Source organism: Bradyrhizobium ontarionense, assembly GCF_021088345.1.
GTDB lineage: Bacteria > Pseudomonadota > Alphaproteobacteria > Rhizobiales > Xanthobacteraceae > Bradyrhizobium > Bradyrhizobium ontarionense.
In genome coordinates this window covers 71,451-89,226 of the sequence record NZ_CP088156.1, presented here as the reverse complement: position 1 = coordinate 89,226, position 17,776 = coordinate 71,451, and the positions used below count along the sequence as shown (strand labels likewise).

Below are 17,776 nucleotides of genomic sequence, written 5' to 3'. Positions count from 1 at the left end.
CGTCTTGCAAAAAATTGCAGACGTTGCGTCGGCCGTCAATCCCCCAAACGTGCTGCAGCGCGTCAGGGCGTGACGGGTCGCGGGGACATAGGCATGCTCGCCGGCGCACAACGAGATGAGGTCGCATGACGGAGTTGTTTGTCGGCATCGACGTGGGAACCAGCGGCGTGCGCGCCTGCGCCGTCGGTGCGCGTGGCGGCATCGAGGGCGCCGCATCCGTTCCGCTCGCGGCGCCGCACCAGGACGGCAACGCCATCGACCAGGATCCCGAGCTGTGGTGGCAGACGACGACCGCTTGCCTCGGCAGACTTGGCGAGCGCGTCGATCTCGGCCGTGTCGCGCGCCTCGCCGTCGACGGCACGTCGGGGACGCTGCTGCTGATCGATGCCGATGGGCGGCCCTGCTCACCGGGCCTGATGTACAACGATGCGCGGGCGACCCGCGAGGCCGAGCGCATCGCGGCGGTCGCGCCGCCCGAGAGCGGCGCGCACGGTGCGAGCAGCGCGCTCGCCAAGCTGCTGCACCTCCTCGCCTCGACCGGCGGCGCGTGCCACGCCGTGCACCAGGCCGACTGGATCGCGGGACGCCTCGCCGGCCGTCACGGCACCAGCGACGAGAACAACGCGCTCAAGCTCGGCTACGATCCGGTCCAGCGCGCGTGGCCGTCCTGGCTCGATCAGCTCGGTGTGTCACGACAGATGCTGCCGACCATTCTGGTGCCGGGCACGCCGTTCGCCGACATCGATCCGGCCATCGCGCGTACGCTCGGACTATCCCCATCAGCGCGCATCGTCGCCGGCACCACCGACGGCGTCGCCGCCTTCATCGCCACCGGCGCGGACGCACCGGGCGACGCCGTGACCTCGCTCGGCACCACCCTCGTGGTCAAGCAGATTGCCACACAGCCGATCTTCGCCGCCGGCCAGGGCGTGTACTCGCACCGCCTCGGTGACAAATGGCTCGCCGGCGGCGCATCGAATTCCGGCGGCGCGGCGCTGCTCGCGCATTTCACGACCGACGACATGGACCGCATGACGCCGCTGCTGTGCCCCGACGAGCCGACCGGGCTCGACTACTATCCGCTGCCCAAGCCGGGCGAGCGTTTTCCGATCGCAGATCCCGTGCTTGCGCCGCGGATCACTCCACGGCCGCCCGACGATCACCGCTTCTTCCAGGCGCTGCTCGAAGGCATCGCGGGCGTCGAAGCACTCGCCTATCAGCGGCTGCAGCAGCTCGGCGCGCCGACGCTGCGGCGGGTGATCAGCATCGGCGGCGGCGCCAGGAACGACGCCTGGACGCACATCCGTCGGCGCATCGTCGGCGTGCCCGTGAGCGTCGCGGCGCAGACCGAGGCGAGCTATGGCACCGCGCTCCTCGCGTTGCAGGGGCCGCCGCGATGACAGCGGCGGCGTGTGAGATCAGCGGCCTGTCCGCCATCGCCGACCGGTTCGATCACGTGCTGCTCGACCAGTGGGGCACGCTGCATGACGGCCGGACGATGTTTCCCGCCGCGCATGACTGCGTCGTCAGGCTGCGGGAGGCCGGCAAGCACACCCTCGTGCTGTCGAACTCCGGCAAGCGTGCGAGTCCCAATGCCGAGCGCCTGGCGCGGCTCGGCCTGCCGCGCCCGGCCTATGACGGCATTCTCACCTCGGGCGAGGTGACCTGGACGGGCCTGCGCGAGCGGACGCGCGCGCCCTTCACCGATTGCGGCAATACCTGCTTCCTGATCACCCGGGGCGGCGACTGCTCGCTGATCGACGGGCTTGACCTCGCGATCGTGAGCGACACGCGCGATGCGGACTTCATCCTGCTCGGCGGCCTGGATGACGACCTCACGGAGCCCGACATCTGGCACGACCAGTTCACGCGCGCGGCAGCGCGGCGCGTGCCGATGATCTGCGCCAATCCCGACCTGATGATGTTCGGCGCGACCGGTCTCGTCCCTGCGCCCGGCACGCTGGCGCGCGCCTATGAATGGCTCGGCGGCACGGTCTCATTCGTCGGCAAGCCGCATGCGCCGATCTTTACGGCGGCACTGGAGCAGCTCGGCAATCCGGATCCGCACCGCGTGCTGATGATCGGCGACTCGCTCGATCACGACGTCGCCGGCGCCCGCGCCGTGGGCCTGCAGACCCTGCTCCTCGCTGACGGCGTGCATCGCACGACCCTGGCCGGCGCGCCCGACCTGGCCGCCGCGACGCGCAGGCTCGCGGCTGCGCCAGGCCGCATGCCCAACTGGACGATGCAGCACCTGAGCTGGTGATGAGGAGACGCGAGATGCGCGAGCCTGCAGAGCTTCATGATCTACGCCGGATGTCGGCGCGCGTCGGCCGCAACATGCGGCTGGTGCAGGGCGCCGGCGGCAACTCCTCGCTCAAGGACGATGATGTTCTCTGGGTGAAGGCATCCGGCACCTGGCTTTCTGACGCCAACGCGAAAGACATCTTCGTGCCGGTGCTGCTGCCGGCGGCGCGCGAGGCGCTCGCTTGTGACGACGAGCGCATTCCGCTCGCCGCGCCCGGCCCCCTGCGCGCCTCGATCGAGACGTCGCTGCACGCGCTGCTGCCGCACCGGATCGTGCTGCACGTCCATGCCGTCAACACCATCGCCTGGGCGGCGCGGCGCGATGTCCGCGATGAGTTTGCCACGCGACTCGCTGGCCTCGCCTGGCGCCATCTCGACTATTTCCATCCCGGACTGCCGCTGGCGCGCGCGGTGAGCGAGATCGTGGCGCGCGAACGTATCGATGTCCTCATCCTCGGCAACCACGGCCTCGTCGTCGGCGCCGACAGCTGCGACGAGGCCGAGGCGCTGGTTCACGAGGTCGAAACCCGGCTGGCGCTGCCGGTGCGCCTGGCGCCTGCCGCTGACGAAACGGCGCTGCGACGTCTCTGTGCCGGCACCGACTATCGCCTGCCGTACGATGCAGACTGCCACGGCATCGCCACCGATCCGTTCAACCTGATGACCGCGACCGGCGGCTCGCTCTATCCGGACCACGTCGTATTTCTCGGCCCGGGTCTGCCGACGATCGACGGCGCTGACGGCCTCGCCGCGCTGCTTGCGCGCGCGGAGGCGAGCCACCTGCCCGCCCCCGTCGCCGCGCTCGCACCCGGCCTCGGTGCGATCATCCGCAGCGACGCCAGCCCAGGTGCCGAGGCGATGCTGAGCTGCCTCGCGCTCGTGACCAGCCGCCTGCCGCTGTCGGCCAATATCAGCTACCTCTCGGCCGCGCACGAGCAGGCGCTGCTGAACTGGGATGCCGAACGCTACCGGCAGCAACTGACCGCCAGCCGCCGCTGACATCGGTGGAGTTCCAGTTTGAAGTGCAACACCCCGTACATATATCGAGGGTGAGCATGGGACGCCACTACAGCCAATTGAGCGCGACGGAGCGCAACGATCTTCATAGCCGGATGCTGAACGGCGAGAGCTTGCGTTCGATCGCCCGGAGTCTTGGTCGAGCGGCTTCGACGCTATCGCGGGAGATCTCACGCAATAGCGAGGATGGCGAAGAGTACGACGCATGTATTGCAGGATATGCGCGTCGGTGGCGTCGTCGCCATGGCATGGTGAAGCTGCGGGACGGCTCGGCGTTGCGAGCCTGGGTGTTCGCGCATATCCGGCGCGGCTGGTCACCTCAGCAGATTTCCGGCAAGCTCCGCCGGCAGCGTGACGACGAACAGCAGCAGGGTCCTCGTTTGCCGACAGTTTCTCACGAGACGATCTATCGGGCGATCTACGTGTTGCCTCGCGGTCAAATTCGCAAAGAGCTTGTGAGTTTTCTGCGTCAACATCACAGTCAGCGATTGCCCTTGCGCCGCCGGACGGACAAGCGCGGCGGCATGATCGGGATGATCTCTATCCATGAGAGGCCAGCCGACGTGTTGGGTCGAGAATTCCCAGGAGATTGGGAAGGCGATCTGATCAAAGGGGCCGGCAATGCTTCTGCGATCGGGACGTTGATCGAGCGCAAAAGCCGCTTCACGATCCTGGTCAAGATGAAGGACTGCTCGTCAAGTGCGGCGCTGATCGGCTTCAGGCGCGAGCTTGGCAAAGTGCCGGCGGCGATGCGCAAAAGCCTGGCTTACGACCAGGGCAAGGAGATGGTGCGCCACGGGGAACTTTCCAAAGCCTTGAAGCTGAAGGTGTACTTCTGCGATCCGCATTCGCCATGGCAACGTCCGTCCAACGAGAACATGAACGGCCTGGTTCGCCAATATCTGCCCAAGGGATGCGACTTGTCGATCTACGAGCAGAAGGATCTCAACGCGATCGCAGAAAGCCTCAACACGCGACCGAGGGCCTGTCTCAGCTTTCAAACGCCGATGGAGGTCTTCACGTCCGAATGCGCCAAGTTGGAGCTTGCGGCCGCCTGAGAGACCGAAGCGCTCCACTACCTGTTTCCGTATGGGAGGCGATCTTCATGATCGGTGCTGCGGTCAAGGGTGCGCTCTTGCGCCCCGCTCTTGCGGGTCGCCCTTGACGGCTGCGCCGATCATGAAACAATGCACCACAGGCGAGACAAGCCTAGCCACGGCTAGGCTCAAAACTTCAACGTGTTGCACTTCATTTGTGAAACCGCCATCGGTGAAAGGCATATTCGGTGACAGTGCACTTAACTTAACTTCAAGCGCGCCGCCCTCGACGTCGCCCGATCGCGCCCCATCGATCCCACGCTCAGCCGGCTTCGGCCTGCGCCCGAAAAGGCGCACTGCGTTCAAATTGCGTGCACCGTCACCGACTTATGTCCTCGAATGGACGACCGTCGCCGGCGGCCGGTGCCCGCCGGGCGGCGCATGCGATCACGTCTCGAACGCGCCGGCGCCGAAAATCTCATTTTGCCCGCCGTCTCAACCACATCACCCCTGTCCAGTCCTTCCGCGAAAAATATTCTGCTTTCGCTTTTTCGGAAAACATGATTGTCTATGTCCGTCCCACCTCGGCACGAGGGGCGTATCGCGATCGTCACGACACGCGAGGTGGGATGCGGTGGGCGTAGCGGTTCGCAGCGTGACCTGGTCATGCGGACGAACGGACCGATGCGCCGGCGAAATCGTAGGGTCCTGGCCTCCCGATGCTGAGGCCAAGCGGATGGTGATGATGATCCGTCCGTGACGGGGGCAAACAAGCCCGGTCCCCGGGGAGAGGACGTATAAGCCGCCCAACCATCGCGCGGGGAATGCCGGGATGTCTCGGCTGAACCTGTGGTTCCTGCCGCCAGCATTTTTTTCAGCTGGCGGGCCATGGGTGCGGCCAGCGCCCGGCATTCCCTGCGCCCTCGTGATCGGGAGGGCGAGACGACCGGACAAACTCGGACGCGATAGGCGCCGCGAGGCCGCGGCGCCATGTCGGGCATAAAGTTGCGCCTGCGGCATGATCTACGACCCTCATGGTGAGGAGCGCCGCTCGCGGCGCGTCTCAAACCATGAGGCCCCGACGCGCGGGAGCCCGTCTCAGGCGTTCAGCCTGTCGCTGTGAACCTGGCCTGCCTTCATCACCAGGGGAATGTGATCACCTTGGCCAAGCAGACAGGAGACGTCGCGCAGCGGATTGCCGTTGACGACGATGATATCGGCGAAGGCGCCCGGCACGATCCGGCCGAGCTTGCCCGCCATCCCCAGCACTTCGGCGCCGATCACGGTCGCGCTGGCAATCGCCTCGCGAGGGCCGAGAATGTCGGCGCGAATGCGGAACTCGTCGCTCTGCAGACGCTGCGACGGCCCGAGCAGGTCGCTGCCGAAGCCCATCTTCACCCCGGCCTCGCGATAGATCGCGAGCGAGCGCAAGCCCGCATCGCGCACATCGGCGATCTTGGCGACGCTCTCCGCCGGCAGGCCATACTGCGCGCCCTCATTGGCGAGCGCCTCATAGGTGACGAGCGTCGGCACGACATAGACCCCGTGCTCGGCCATCAGACGCGCGGTCGGCAGGTCGACGAGGTTGCCATGCTCGATGGTGCGCACGCCGCAGCGCACCGCGCGCGCAATCGCCTCCGCCGTGTAGGCATGCGCCAGCACGTAGGTCCCGCGCCCCCTCGCCTCGGCGACGATGGCCCGGATCTCGTCCTCCGAATAGCCGAACGCGCCGACCGGATCGGTCGGCGAGGCCACGCCGCCGGAGGCCATGATCTTGATCTGATCGGCGCCCATCTGCAGCTCCTCGCGCACCGCCTTGCGGACGCCATCGACGCCGTCGGCTACGCGCGCCAGCGCGCCCACCCGCACGCAGCATGGACAGGGCGCGTTGTCGGAGAGGAAATCCGTGCGCGCCCGCATATCGCCATGGCCGCCGGTCTGGCTCAGCGCGCGGCCGGAGACGAACAGCCGCGGGCCTTCGGTGAGGCCGGTGTCGACCGCCTGCTTCAGCGCATAGCCGGCGCCGCCGGCGTCGCGCACCGTCGTGAAGCCTCGCCGCAGCATGCCGCGCAGCAGCAGCGCCGAGCGCAGGGTCACCAGCACGTTCGGCATTTGCACCTGCTGCGCGAGGTTGAGCTCGACGGCGATGGCATGAACGTGCAGGTCGATCAGGCCAGGCATCAGCGTCCGGCCCTTCAAGTCGATTCTCTGGTCGACGCTCGTCTGCAGCGGCTTGTCCGAGACCTCCTTGATCAGGCTGTCCTCAACCAGCACATGCGTGCCCTCGCGCAAATCGGGCTGCAGCGGATCGAGCAGGGAGGCGTTCTCGAACAGAATCGTCGGCATGTCGGCTTCCTTGAGAGGATCAGAGGTCCATCAGACGGGGCAGTCCGGGCGGAGCCCGGCAATCGCAGCCCGCGCCGTCGCGCAGCTCCCGCCGCGACACGTCCTGGCGCAGGCCGAGCACAGCGGACTCACGTCACTCGGGGCCAGGATGCCCCGCGCGGACGGCGCGGCGCAAGGCTGTCTCCTGCATGGGTGTCATCATGTGCGTTGATGTGAGCGGCCCGTTAGAATCGGGCGGCCATCTCCAGGAGTTGCCGGTGCGCACGGTCACGCGCCGCGCTGGTATGCTCGGCAGGCCCGCTGGTCGGCCCGATGGCGACGAACCTGACGTCGCGGAGGCCCATGAAACGCAGCGCCTCGCGCAGATAGGGCGTCGCCACATCCATTCGGCCGCGGCTCATGCCGGTCGAGAAATCGCCGCCGCTCGCGAGGATCACCAGGGTTGGCCGATCCTTCAGCAGCGGCAAGTAGCCGCGCGCCGGCTCAAAGCGGAACGTGAGGCCCGGCTGATTGATGATGTCGAGCCAGTGCTTGAGCTTGTAGGGGATGCCGAAATTCCACATCGGCGTCGAGATCACGACGCGCTCGGCCAGATCGAGCCGCACCGCCATGCGCTCGGCGACCGCGAAGGCCTCGCGTTGGCTGTCGGTGAAGGCGCGTCCGCCCATGCGGGCATATTTCGCCTGCAGGATCTCGCCGTCGAACTCGGGCAGATGCTCACGCCACAGGTTCAGCTCATCGATATCCCAGCTGGGCCGCGCCTGCCTGAAGCGATCCAAGAAGGCGCGCGCACCGGCGCCGGATTCGGAGTCCGCGCGTGGCGAGGCGACGAGGTGAAAGAGCTTAGGCATGCCTCACCCCAGCGCCTTGATCACCGCATCGGCCCTGGTCACAACGGAGACGTTCTGCATGGCGAAGTTGATCGACGCGGTGTGCCAGTCGGCATTCATGGTCGAGCAGCAATCCTCCGGCACCACCATGAAATAGCCCTTGTCGGCGCCGGTGCGCGCCGTGTGCTCGACCGACATGTTGGTCCAGGCCCCCGTGTTGATGATGACGTCGCGCCCGGTCGCCTTGAGAATGGTCTCGAGCCGCGTGCCTTCCCAGGCGCTCATCCGCATCTTCTCGACGACGAAATCGCCGCTCCTCGGCTCGAGCCCCGCCACCGGCGCCGCGCCCCAGCTGCCGCGCACCATCGCCTTGCTGTCGACCAGCCCCTCGAACAGCGGCGCGTTCAAGGTCACGCCGGGCGCACCGGGCTCGACCACGAACCAGACGTGGATGATGACGACGCCGCGGGCGCGGGCCACGTCCGCGAGCCGCTTGACGTTGTCGACCACCCGCTGCTGCCTGGCATGATCAGGCGCGCCGGACTCTGCAAACGCGCCGCCGTCCATGATGACGTCGTTCTGCAAATCCTGGATGATCATGGCGCAGCGGCGCGGGTCGAGCTGCATGTCGCCCGACGTCAGAAGCGGCGCCGATGGCGAGCTAGCGGATGTCGAGCTGGATGGGGACGATCCCGCGGTCGCGGCCGCTCGTGCCCGCGCCGTCATATAGGGTTCGTGGCGCGGGCCGACCTTGGTCGCGATCGCGTAGACCGAATGCGTGGCAGTGAGATAGAGCGTGCGGAAATCAGGACCTCCCCATGCGAGGTTCGCGACCAGCTCCGGAACGCGCACCTTGCCGAGCAGCTCGCCCGATGGCGCATAGACCCAGACGCCGCCCGGCGCGGTGACCCAGACGTTGCCGCGCTGATCGCATTTCATGCCGTCGGGCACGCCGGGCTCGAGCTCGGAGCGGATGCCGCTCGCAAACACGCGGCCGTTCGACAGCCCACCGTCGCCGCCGACGTCGAACACGCGGATCAGGGCCTGCACGGTATCGTTGACATAGAGCAGCGTCTCGTCCGGCGAGAAGCACAGCCCGTTCGGCTGGTCGAACAGATGGCGATCGACCAGCAGCCGCGGCGGACCGCCGCCCGGCGGCACCCGATAGACGCCCTGGAAGCCGAGCTGACGCGGCCGCTCCACGCCATAGACGGGCATGCGGCCATACCAGGGATCGGAGAAGTAGATCGCGCCGCTGGAATGGACGCAGACGTCGTTCGGGCTGTTGAGCTCCTGATTGTCGAAATGCGAGGCCAGGATCTCGCGTCGCCCGTCGGGACGCTCGCGCACCAGCGACGACGTCGCGTGCTCGCAGACGATCAGGTTCAGCTCGGCATCATAGGTCATGCCGTTGCACTTGTTCGACGGCCGCCGCATCTCGACCACGCCGCGCTTCGCATCCCAGCGGCGGCGGACGTCGGCCGGCATGTCGGAGAACAGCAGGAAATGCTCGACCGGGTGCCAGATCGGCCCCTCCGTGAACTCGAATCCGGTCGCGACCTGCGCCACCGGCGCATAGGGGTCGATCAGGCTCTCGAACTCAGGGCGCAACGTCACGTGGGTCATCGCGATGTCCTCATTGACTCATGCCGGAAACCAGTGCCGCTGCGGCAGCGACTGCACGATCGGGCCCGGCACCTGGTCGTGCAGCCGCCCCACCACCACGCCGCCCTCGATCTTGGCGGGACGATCATGGACCGGGAGCAGATAGCGCGAGCTCGACAGCAGCTTCTTGATCGCCGCCTTCTCCGCACGCTTCGAGGTACCGTGATTGCCGGTGGTGCGCGGCTCGCCGTCCTGGATCTCGTTGAAGGGCGTCACGATCTGGTCGTTGAAGTCGTAGATGACGTCGCCGCAGATGGTGGCGATGCCGTCCGCGGTGTGGACGTGGATGTTCATCGAGCCTTCGGTATGGGCATTGGCAGCGTCGCAATAGACGCCCGGCATCAGCTCGATCGGGCCGGTGAGTTCGAGATCGAGGAAGCGCAGCGCGCTCTTGGTGTGCAGCCGGTCGATCAGATGCTTGACGTCGGGCGCCGGGTACTGCGGATGCATCAGGCCCGACACGGAATATTCCAGCTCACGCCGGTTGAGAACGACGGTCGTGTTCATCGGAAACAGGTCGTCCTTGCCCGCATGATCGATGTGCAGATGGGTGTGGCAGACGTAACGGACATCGCCCATGCGGACGCCGTGACGTGCGAGCTGATTTTCGATCATGTTCTCGTGGTATTGCAGCCCGCGCATGCCCAGCGTTTCCATGATCTGGTTGGAGCGATAGCCGGTATCGACCACGACCGGATAGGGTCCGCCCAGGATCAGGAAGCCCAGCGTCAGCACCCGGCGGGTGCGGCCGCAGTCGCGGCCGAGCACGAGGAAGCTCGATTCCAATTCGATATCACCATAATCGAGAATCTTGATTTCCAGCGCCATGTGCGTTCCCTGTTGCTTTTGTTGTCGTTGCGCGCAGCATCATCCGAGCCGATAGACCCGCCGCGCGGTCTCTCCCATCACCTGCGCTTGCGCGCGCGAATCGAGCCCCTCGATCGCGACCTCATAGGCAGCGACGAGCGCGCAGTAGTCAGTCCAGAGCTTCTCGATCGGAAAGTTCGAGCCGAACAGGCAACGGTCGGGACCATACATGGCGATCGTCTCGCGCACGATGTCGGCGACATGCGCGGGATCGTTGCGGCGGATGAAGGTGCCGAGACCCGAGAGCTTGCTGACAACGTTACTGCAGGCCGCGAGCCGCTGCATGCCGTTGCGCCATGGCTCGCGCCCTGCGGGCGACAGATCCTCCAGCATGCCGGCGTGCTGCAGGATGAAGGTGACGGACGGACAGCTCTGGGCCAGTTCCGCGGCGCCCGCCATCTGACGGGCAAACACCTGCAGGTCGAACGACCAGCCGTAGTCGGCGAGCCGGGCGACATTGGCACGGATGTTGGGATCGCTGCAGAGATCGGGAGATGCGGCGAAGCGATACAGCGGGTTGTCATGCCAGTGCAGCTGCATCCGGACGCCACACACCAGCGGATAGCGCGCAAGACGGTCGAACTGCGGCCGCGCGTCACTGACGGCAAGGTCGGCATAGGCGACGATCGCATGCGGAAAACCGTGCTGATCGGCGGTTCTCTGCACCCAGGCAGCCTCGTCCTCGAAGCCGTCCTTCGCCCAGTTGGTCTGGACATAGACCGACTGCGTCACGCCGTTGCCGGCGATGTCGTCGAGATATTCCTCGATTGGATAATCGCGCCGGATCGGCTCATAGGGGCCGAAGATGCGCGGCTGCATCGGTCCGACCAGCCAGGGCAGATCGGCCTGCCGCCAGATATGATGATGCGCATCGACATAACCGGTCATGCCGCCCTCCTCTGCGCCAGCGACAGAACGTGCGCGACGATCGCCTCGTCCGAGCCGCCGGGGACGATGTCGTCAACGAACGGTGCGATCGCCTGCAGCGCCTCGGTCTGCGGCTTGAAGCCGGGCCCGGTCGCCAGCGGCGTCAGCCAGCTCAGGCGCCAGGCCCGCAGCGACAGCTTCCACACGGCCTCGCGGAGCGCCTGATGATCGCCACGCTCCAGCCCGTCCGAGATCACCAGCACCGCCGCGCCGCGCGCATAGGTCGAGAAGCGCGGCATCGCGAGGAAAGCCTGCAGCGCCTCGCCGATGCGCGTGCCACCGTCCCAGTCGCTGACGAGATGCGAGGCCGCGAGCAATGCCTGTTCGCGCCGCTTCAGGCGCAGGGGACGCGTGACCCGCGTCAGCCGCGTGCCGAGCGTGAAGACTTCGACCTGGGGCACCGCCTGCACCAGCACATGCGCAAGCCGCATGTTGTCCTCGGTGCGCGCCTTCATCGAGCCGGAGACATCGATCAGCAGCAGCAGGCGGCGCAGCCGTGGCCGCCGCTTCAGGCGCAGCAAGCGCAGCACCTCGCCGTCGGATCGCACGCTCTCGCGCAAGGTCCTGCGCAGGTCGACGAAGCTGCCGCGCCGTGCGCGCATGCGCCGGTGGCCGCGTCGTTTCGGCAATCGCGCGCGCGCCTGCCGGGCGAGACGCCGCAGCGCATCGCCACCCGTCGCAACCGCGAGGCGGCGCGCGACCAGGGCCTCGGCACGCGTCGCCGCAAGTCCGGACTCGTTCTGCTCCTCGGCGAGATCGGGATCGACAGCGCCGTCGCCCTCCTCCTGCAGCCGCACGACGTCGTCCTGCTGCTCGGTCTCACTGAGACCAGCCGCTTCAGTCAGGCCGAAATGGATGTCGAACAGCAGATTGTAGGTCGCGAGCCGCTCGGGCGGCGGCGCCAGAGTCGCAGCTCCCGCGCGGCGGATGTCATTCAGACTGGCCGGTCCCAGCAGCGCGATGGCTTCGAGAAACGTCGTGGTCTGCTCCGGTGCAATCGCAAAGCCATTCCGCCGCAGCAGCGCGGCGAAGGAGATGAAGATTTTGGCAGCCTGCGGCAGGCGGACTTCGCTCATGTCATTGCCTCCGCCAGCAGCGCATCCAGCCGGGGCGCGATGAAGGACAGATCCTCCTCGTCCTTCAGCGCGACGCCGAGCGAGCGCCTGAAGGCGTCCGGCCAGCGCGCGCCGGTCTGGTTCAGCAGCGTCGCGGCCTCGGCCCAGTCGACCGCTTCGGCAATCCCGGGCGCCTTGCTCAAAGGCTCGCGCCTGAGCTTCGCCACCGCCGCCACGACGGCGCGTGCGGTCGCCTCCGCCACGCTCGAGGCCCGCATCATAACGATCCGCGCCTCGCGCTCCGCATCGGGATAGTCGATCCAATGATAGACGCAGCGGCGGCGCAACGCTTCATGCAGGTCACGGGTCCGGTTCGAGGTCAGCACGACGACCGGACGCTCGGCCGCGCGGACCGTGCCCCGCTCCGGAATCGAGATCTGGAAGTCGGACAGGAACTCGAGCAGGAAGGCCTCGAACTCCTGATCCGCACGATCGATCTCGTCGATCAGGAGCACGGTCGAGTCCGGCGCGCGCAGGCAGGCCAGCATCGGCCGCTCGATCAGGAAGGTCTCGCCATAGATGTCGATGCTCTCCTCGCCGGCCTGGCGGATCGCCAGCATCTGGCGCGGATAGTTCCACTCGTAGAGCGCCGCCGCAGCGTCGATGCCCTCATAGCATTGCAGGCGGATCAGCTTGCGGCCGAGCACTGCGGCGATCGCCTTTGCCGCTTCGGTCTTGCCGACACCGGGCGCGCCCTCGAGCAGCAACGGTTTACCCAACGCGAGCGCCAGATAGGCCGCGGTGGACAGCCCCTCGTCGGCCAGATAGTAGGCCGCGCGCAGCGCCTTCTCCAGCGCCTGTGGCGAGTCGATGCCGACGATGTTGCTGCGGACGACCATGTTGCGTCACCGCCGCGTCTGCGGCCGGGCGCCGCCCTGGGCCTTGATCGCGCGCAGCACCTTCTCCGGCGTGATCGGCAGATCGTCGATGCGCACGCCGACCGCATTGAAGATCGCGTTCGCGATCGCCGGCAGCACCGGATTGGCGCACATCTCGCCCGGACCCTTGCCGCCGAACGGGCCGTCGGGCGCCGGCCGCTCCAGCACCGCGATGTCGTGCGGACAGATGTCGCCCGGTCCCGGCATCAGATACTCGACGAAATCGCGCGGGCCTTGCTCCGGATCAGGATAATACGGCTCCGTCGTCTCATACAGCGCGTGGCTCATGCCCATCCATGCCCCGCCGACCAGCTGCTGCTCGACCAGCCGCGGATTGAGCGCACGCCCCAGTTCGTAGGCGCTGTCCATCCTGACGACCCCGACCTCACCGGTCTCGTCATCGACCTCGACTTCGGCGACGAGACACGCATGCGCGTAGCAGGTCGCCGGCGACATCTCGCCGGTCTCGGGATCGACGTCCGACAGCGGCACCAGGAAGATGCCGCGCCCCGAGATGGTCTTGCCCTGCCGGAACTGCGCGGCGATGGCGACGTCCTTGACCGAGATCGAGCGGTGCGGCGCGCCCTTGACGTGGATGTTGCCGCGGCCGTCGGTCTCGAGATCGCTGGCGTTGACCTCGAGCTCTTCCGCAGCCGCCTCCATCATGACACCGCGCGCCTCCTTGGCCGCCGCCATCACCGCATTGCCGACGCGATGGGTGCCGCGCGAGGCGAACGAGCCCATGCAGTGCGGACCCGTGTCGGAGTCAGCGGTGTCGACATAGACGTCCTCGACGGGCACGCCGAGCGTCTCGGCGCAGATCTGCCGCGTCACCGACTTCATGCCCTGCCCGAGGTCGATCGAGGACAGCGCCACGGTGAACTTGCCACTTGGGTTGGAGTGCACCAACGCCTGGCTTGGATCGCCGCCAAGGTTCATGCCGATCGGATAGTTGATGGCCGCCATGCCGCGGCCGCGGTGCCTTGTCATGTCAGCGCCTCCTGGTCCCGAACACCGACGAGAACCGCGTCGCGCCGTGCGCCGGAGACGGCGCCGGATTCTGCGGTGGCGGTGGTGGCGGTTCGGGCTGAGCTGGCACCGAAATGCCGCGGTCATAGCTGGTGCGCTGCTGCGCGGGAGCCGAACGCGGCTGAGCGGGCTCACGCGGCGTCGACGGCACCGCGGCCCGCGCACCGCCGCCATCCTTGCGCGACGACATCCGGCGGAATTCATCGCGGATCGGCCATTTGGCCTTCTCGGCCGCGACCTGGACGCATTCGATCAGCGCGGTGTTCTTGGCCTCGCGTCGATGCGCCTTCATGTCACCGTCGCGATAGGCATTGAGGATGCGGAACTCCATGGGGTCCATGCCGATGAGATGCGCGAGCTTGTCCATCTGGCATTCGAGCGCGAAGTCCATGCCGGTGATGCCGAAGCCGCGCATCGCCGTCGCCGGCGTGCGGTTGGTGTAGACGCAGTAGATGTCGCCATGAACATTCGGGATCGTGTAGGGACCAGGCAGATGCGCGGCGCATTTGACCACCGCGTAGCTCGACAGCCGGGTGTAGGCGCCGGAGTCGAAATAGCCTCGAATCTGGCGCGCGACGATGCGGCCGTCGCGCATGACGCCGTCCTTGACGTAGATGCGCTCGGCGCCGCGCGGCGGCCCGAACTGCATCTCCTCCTCGCGCCCGAGCACGTAGCGCACCGGCCGCCCGGTCAGCATCGCGGCCAGAATGGCGAGCGGTTCTGTCAGCGTATCGACCTTGCCACCGAAGCCGCCGCCCACGGTGCCGCCGATGAAATGGAAGGTGTTCGACGGCAGATCGAGAATCTTGGCGCAGGTGTCGAGCGAGAAGAACAGCGCCTGGGTCGAGGTGTAGACCACGTAGCGTCCGTTGGTGTCGGGCGCGGCGATGGAGCCGTTGGTCTCGACCGGCGCATGCTCGATCGGCGACATCTGGTAGCGCTGCTCCAGCACATGATCGGCGCCGGCAAAACCCCGCTCCACATCGCCGAAGCGCAGCTTCTGGTGATCGTAGCGGTCGTGATAGGTGAAGGTATTCTTCGGATAGGTCTCGTTGACAACAGGCGCACCGGGCTTGAGCGCCTCCTCGACGTCGAACACCGCCGGCAACGTCTCATAGTCGACACGCACCTTGGCCGCCGCCTCGGAAGCAGCCCGCGGCGTATCGGCGACTACGGCGACGATCGGCTCGCCCTTGTAGCGGACCTTGTCGACCGCCAGCGTCGGTTCATCGTCCTTACCGAAATTGATCAGGCTGAGCAGCGTGTTGAGATTGCGCGGCACGTCGCTGCCGCGGATGATCCGCCTGACGCCCTCGGAACGCTCCGCCTCGCTGGTGTCGATGCGACGCAGCCGCGCGTGGGCCTGCGTCGACCTGACGACCTTCAGATGCAGCATGCCCTGCAGTCTGTGATCGTTGAAATAGGTCGAGGTCCCCGTGACGTGGCCCAGCATGTCCTGGCGCTGGGTGCCCTTGCCGATCTCGTTCAGATTGTCGTCGCGCTCGTCGGCGAAGATGTCCTTGCGCAGTTCCAGCATGGCGATCTCTCCTCAGGCGCTCGCGCGCAGCGACGCGGCCGCCGCCAGCACCGCATTGATGATCGGCTCGTAGCCGGTGCAGCGGCAGATGTTGCCGGAGATGGCTTCGACGACCTGCTCGCGGCTCGGCTGCGGAGTCCGGTCGAGCAGCGCCTTCGCCGCCATCAGCATGCCCGGCGTGCAATAGCCGCATTGGGCGGCGAAGCCCTCGGCAAAGGCCCGCTGCAGCGGATGCAGATTCGGCCCGCTCTTGATGCCATCGAGCGTCTCGACCGCGCGGCCCTCGACGGCCTCGGCGAGCGTCAGGCACGAGAGATGTGCATCGCCATCGATCAGCACGGTGCAGGCGCCGCAGCCGCCCTGCCCGCAACCAAACTTCGGCGTGGTGTCGCCGACCATCTCGCGCAACACCACCAGCAGGTTGCTGCCGCCGTCGACGAACAGCGCGACGTCGCGACCGTTGTGACGGAACTGAAGCGGAGTCCTTGCCATGGTCTAGCTCTCCTGTCCCGACAGCAGTCGCCGCAGATGCACGCCGACCACTTCGCGGCGGTACCACGCGCTGGCCAGAGAATTATCAGTTGGAGTGGTCCCCTCGCCCGCCGCGGCGGCCGCGGCACTGATCGCCGTCGCATCGAGCGGCCGGCCTTCGAGCGCGCGCTCGGCCGCCTTGGCGCGCATCGCAGTCGGCGCCATCGAGCCCAGCGCGATCCGGGCGCCGCTCACGCGGCCGCCGCTCTGCGGAAGATGCGCGGCGAGCGTGATCACCGATCCGCCCTTCGGCTTGATGCGCGCGATCTTGCGGTAGCGAAACGCATCCGCCGACGCCGGCCGGATGCAGGACACGGCGACGACCAGCGCGCCGGCCTGACGGTCGCGCGATTGCAGGAATTCTTCGAGCGGCATGTCCCTGACCCCGAAGCCGCCCTGCACCGAGACCATGCCGTCGAGCGCCAGCAGCGCCACCGTGAAATCGCCGAACGGCGCCGGCGCGAACAGATTGCCGCCGACGGTCCCCATGTTGCGAACGGCCGGCCCGCCGATCGAGCGTGCCGCCGGATGCAGGAAGGGGAGCTCACGCTCGGCCAGCACGCGGGCGAAGGTCACGCCGGCCCCGATCCGGATGCGCGCGCCCGCGGCATCGATGCCCTGCAGGGCGCGGTCGGTGGCGCGGATCACGGTGGCAATCGAGACATCGCCCTCGTTGAGATCGCGCATGACAAGCGTGCCGCCGCCGAGATAGCGCGCAGCGCGGTCCGAGGACAGCGCGGACGCTGCTTCGCTTACCGCCTGAAACGTCTTCACCGTGACCGGCATCGGCTCACCTCTTGTTCATGTCGCCTGCTTCAGATGCGATCGGATCGCCTCGAAGCCGGCCTGGTAGATGTCTTCTGCGACCATGCGCGCGAGCGCCTCGGACTGCTCGGGCCGCGTCGTGAAACGGCTCTCCCAGTGCCAGAAGGTGCGATCACCGTCGGTGACCGGCAGCAGCCGGACATGGGCGACGTAGTTGAACAGCTGGATCGGCGTATCGAGCAGGCAATAGCTGAAGCTCTGTTCGAGATCGGACAGCGCCAGCAGCTGCTCGCGCAGCTCAGAGCCGTCCTTGAGGCGAAAGCGCCTGACGCAGCCGATCTTGTCGGACGCCTGCGCGCGCTCGATCGCCGAGGTCGCGACCGCGGGATGCCAGCGATCATGGCCGTTGAAGTCGCGCAGCACATCCCACACCATCTCGGTCGGCGCGTCGATGATGGTGCTCTTGACGACGTGCGGCACGGCTCAGCCTCCGAACGCGCGCTTGAGCGCATCGAAGCCGCCCTGGAACACGCCGCCGCCGATCGAGGCGACCAGATCGGCCTCGCGCTCGGGCGAGCAATCAAACTCCGCGGTCCATTCGAGAAACGTCTTGTCTCCGTCGGTCACCGGCGTCAGCCTGAGGGTCGCGACGTAGTTCGACACCCCCATCGGCGATTCCAGGATCGAATAGGTGCAGAACATGTCGTAGTCGGACAGGCCGAGCAGCTTCTCGCGGATGCGGTCGCCATTGCGCAGCCGGAAGTCCCTGACACAGCCGATCTTGTCGGCGGGCTCGCCGCCCTCGATCCGGCTCTCGGCGATCGCCGGATGCCAGTTCGGCAGGCCGTTGAAGTCGCGGACGCGCGCCCATACCCGGTCGTTGCGAGCACTCACGACGGTGGAGATGTAGACCCTCGCCATGGCG

General features: G+C 67.1%; 17 protein-coding genes. 4 read left to right on the top strand and 13 right to left on the bottom strand.

The genetic code is table 11. The annotated features are described in order from the left end of the window. Nucleotides 1–125: 125 nt before the first annotated feature. The 4 genes from LQG66_RS00350 to LQG66_RS00335 are packed head-to-tail and all read left to right on the top strand — an operon-like array spanning nucleotide 126 to nucleotide 4,382. A complete protein-coding gene (locus LQG66_RS00350) occupies nucleotides 126–1,400 on the top strand; it encodes an FGGY-family carbohydrate kinase (RefSeq protein WP_231322137.1) in 1,275 nt (424 codons plus the stop codon). Continuing rightward, nucleotides 1,397–2,266, top strand: a complete 870-nt coding sequence (locus tag LQG66_RS00345; RefSeq protein WP_231322135.1) for a TIGR01459 family HAD-type hydrolase — start codon at nucleotides 1,397–1,399, stop codon at nucleotides 2,264–2,266. Before LQG66_RS00350 ends, LQG66_RS00345 begins: the two co-directional genes overlap by 4 nt. A 14-nt stretch (nucleotides 2,267–2,280) precedes the next feature. Next, on the top strand, nucleotides 2,281–3,306 hold the full coding sequence (locus tag LQG66_RS00340) for a class II aldolase/adducin family protein (protein WP_231322132.1): 1,026 nt from the start codon (nucleotides 2,281–2,283) through the stop codon (nucleotides 3,304–3,306). A 56-nt stretch (nucleotides 3,307–3,362) separates the two neighbouring features. Then, nucleotides 3,363–4,382 carry an IS30 family transposase gene (locus tag LQG66_RS00335; RefSeq protein WP_231322130.1) on the top strand — a complete coding sequence of 340 codons (1,020 nt, stop codon included), beginning with the start codon at nucleotides 3,363–3,365 and terminating at the stop codon, nucleotides 4,380–4,382. 1,077 nt (nucleotides 4,383–5,459) lie between these two features. Here the strand turns inward: LQG66_RS00335 and LQG66_RS00330 are convergent. From LQG66_RS00330 to LQG66_RS00270, 13 genes are all read right to left on the bottom strand, one after another. Further along, nucleotides 5,460–6,707, bottom strand: a complete 1,248-nt coding sequence (locus LQG66_RS00330) for a metal-dependent hydrolase family protein (RefSeq protein WP_231322127.1) — start codon at nucleotides 6,705–6,707, stop codon at nucleotides 5,460–5,462. A 224-nt stretch (nucleotides 6,708–6,931) separates the two neighbouring features. Then, entirely contained in the window at nucleotides 6,932–7,558 is a 627-nt protein-coding gene (locus tag LQG66_RS00325; RefSeq protein ID WP_231322125.1) for an FMN-dependent NADH-azoreductase, read from the bottom strand. A 3-nt stretch (nucleotides 7,559–7,561) separates the two neighbouring features. Continuing rightward, nucleotides 7,562–9,163 carry an isochorismatase family protein gene (locus LQG66_RS00320; RefSeq protein ID WP_231322123.1) on the bottom strand — a complete coding sequence of 534 codons (1,602 nt, stop codon included), beginning with the start codon at nucleotides 9,161–9,163 and terminating at the stop codon, nucleotides 7,562–7,564. Between the two features lie 18 nt (nucleotides 9,164–9,181). Then, nucleotides 9,182–10,030 (bottom strand): MBL fold metallo-hydrolase, encoded by an 849-nt coding sequence (locus LQG66_RS00315; RefSeq protein WP_231322120.1) that lies wholly within the window; start codon nucleotides 10,028–10,030, stop codon nucleotides 9,182–9,184. A gap of 39 nt (nucleotides 10,031–10,069) precedes the next feature. Continuing rightward, the gene (locus LQG66_RS00310; RefSeq protein WP_231322117.1) at nucleotides 10,070–10,957 is read right to left on the bottom strand and encodes an amidohydrolase family protein; all 888 of its coding nucleotides are present in this window, start codon (nucleotides 10,955–10,957) and stop codon (nucleotides 10,070–10,072) included. Beyond that, nucleotides 10,954–12,072 (bottom strand): VWA domain-containing protein, encoded by a 1,119-nt coding sequence (locus tag LQG66_RS00305; RefSeq protein WP_231322114.1) that lies wholly within the window; start codon nucleotides 12,070–12,072, stop codon nucleotides 10,954–10,956. Before LQG66_RS00305 ends, LQG66_RS00310 begins: the two co-directional genes overlap by 4 nt. Then, complete coding sequence (locus tag LQG66_RS00300; protein WP_231322112.1) at nucleotides 12,069–12,950, bottom strand: AAA family ATPase; 882 nt, start codon at nucleotides 12,948–12,950, stop codon at nucleotides 12,069–12,071. Before LQG66_RS00300 ends, LQG66_RS00305 begins: the two co-directional genes overlap by 4 nt. Before the next feature lie 6 nt (nucleotides 12,951–12,956). Then, nucleotides 12,957–13,979 (bottom strand): xanthine dehydrogenase family protein molybdopterin-binding subunit, encoded by a 1,023-nt coding sequence (locus LQG66_RS00295; RefSeq protein ID WP_231322109.1) that lies wholly within the window; start codon nucleotides 13,977–13,979, stop codon nucleotides 12,957–12,959. 1 nt (nucleotide 13,980) lies between these two features. Continuing rightward, complete coding sequence (locus LQG66_RS00290; RefSeq protein WP_231322107.1) at nucleotides 13,981–15,555, bottom strand: xanthine dehydrogenase family protein molybdopterin-binding subunit; 1,575 nt, start codon at nucleotides 15,553–15,555, stop codon at nucleotides 13,981–13,983. Nucleotides 15,556–15,567: 12 nt separating this feature from the next. After that, nucleotides 15,568–16,047 (bottom strand): (2Fe-2S)-binding protein, encoded by a 480-nt coding sequence (locus LQG66_RS00285; protein WP_231322105.1) that lies wholly within the window; start codon nucleotides 16,045–16,047, stop codon nucleotides 15,568–15,570. A 3-nt stretch (nucleotides 16,048–16,050) separates the two neighbouring features. Further along, on the bottom strand, nucleotides 16,051–16,872 hold the full coding sequence (locus LQG66_RS00280) for an FAD binding domain-containing protein (protein ID WP_231322103.1): 822 nt from the start codon (nucleotides 16,870–16,872) through the stop codon (nucleotides 16,051–16,053). A 15-nt stretch (nucleotides 16,873–16,887) separates the two neighbouring features. Then, complete coding sequence (locus LQG66_RS00275) at nucleotides 16,888–17,331, bottom strand: SRPBCC family protein (RefSeq protein ID WP_231322100.1); 444 nt, start codon at nucleotides 17,329–17,331, stop codon at nucleotides 16,888–16,890. A 3-nt stretch (nucleotides 17,332–17,334) separates the two neighbouring features. Continuing rightward, nucleotides 17,335–17,772 (bottom strand): SRPBCC family protein, encoded by a 438-nt coding sequence (locus tag LQG66_RS00270; protein WP_231322098.1) that lies wholly within the window; start codon nucleotides 17,770–17,772, stop codon nucleotides 17,335–17,337. Between the last annotated feature and the right edge of the window lie 4 nt (nucleotides 17,773–17,776).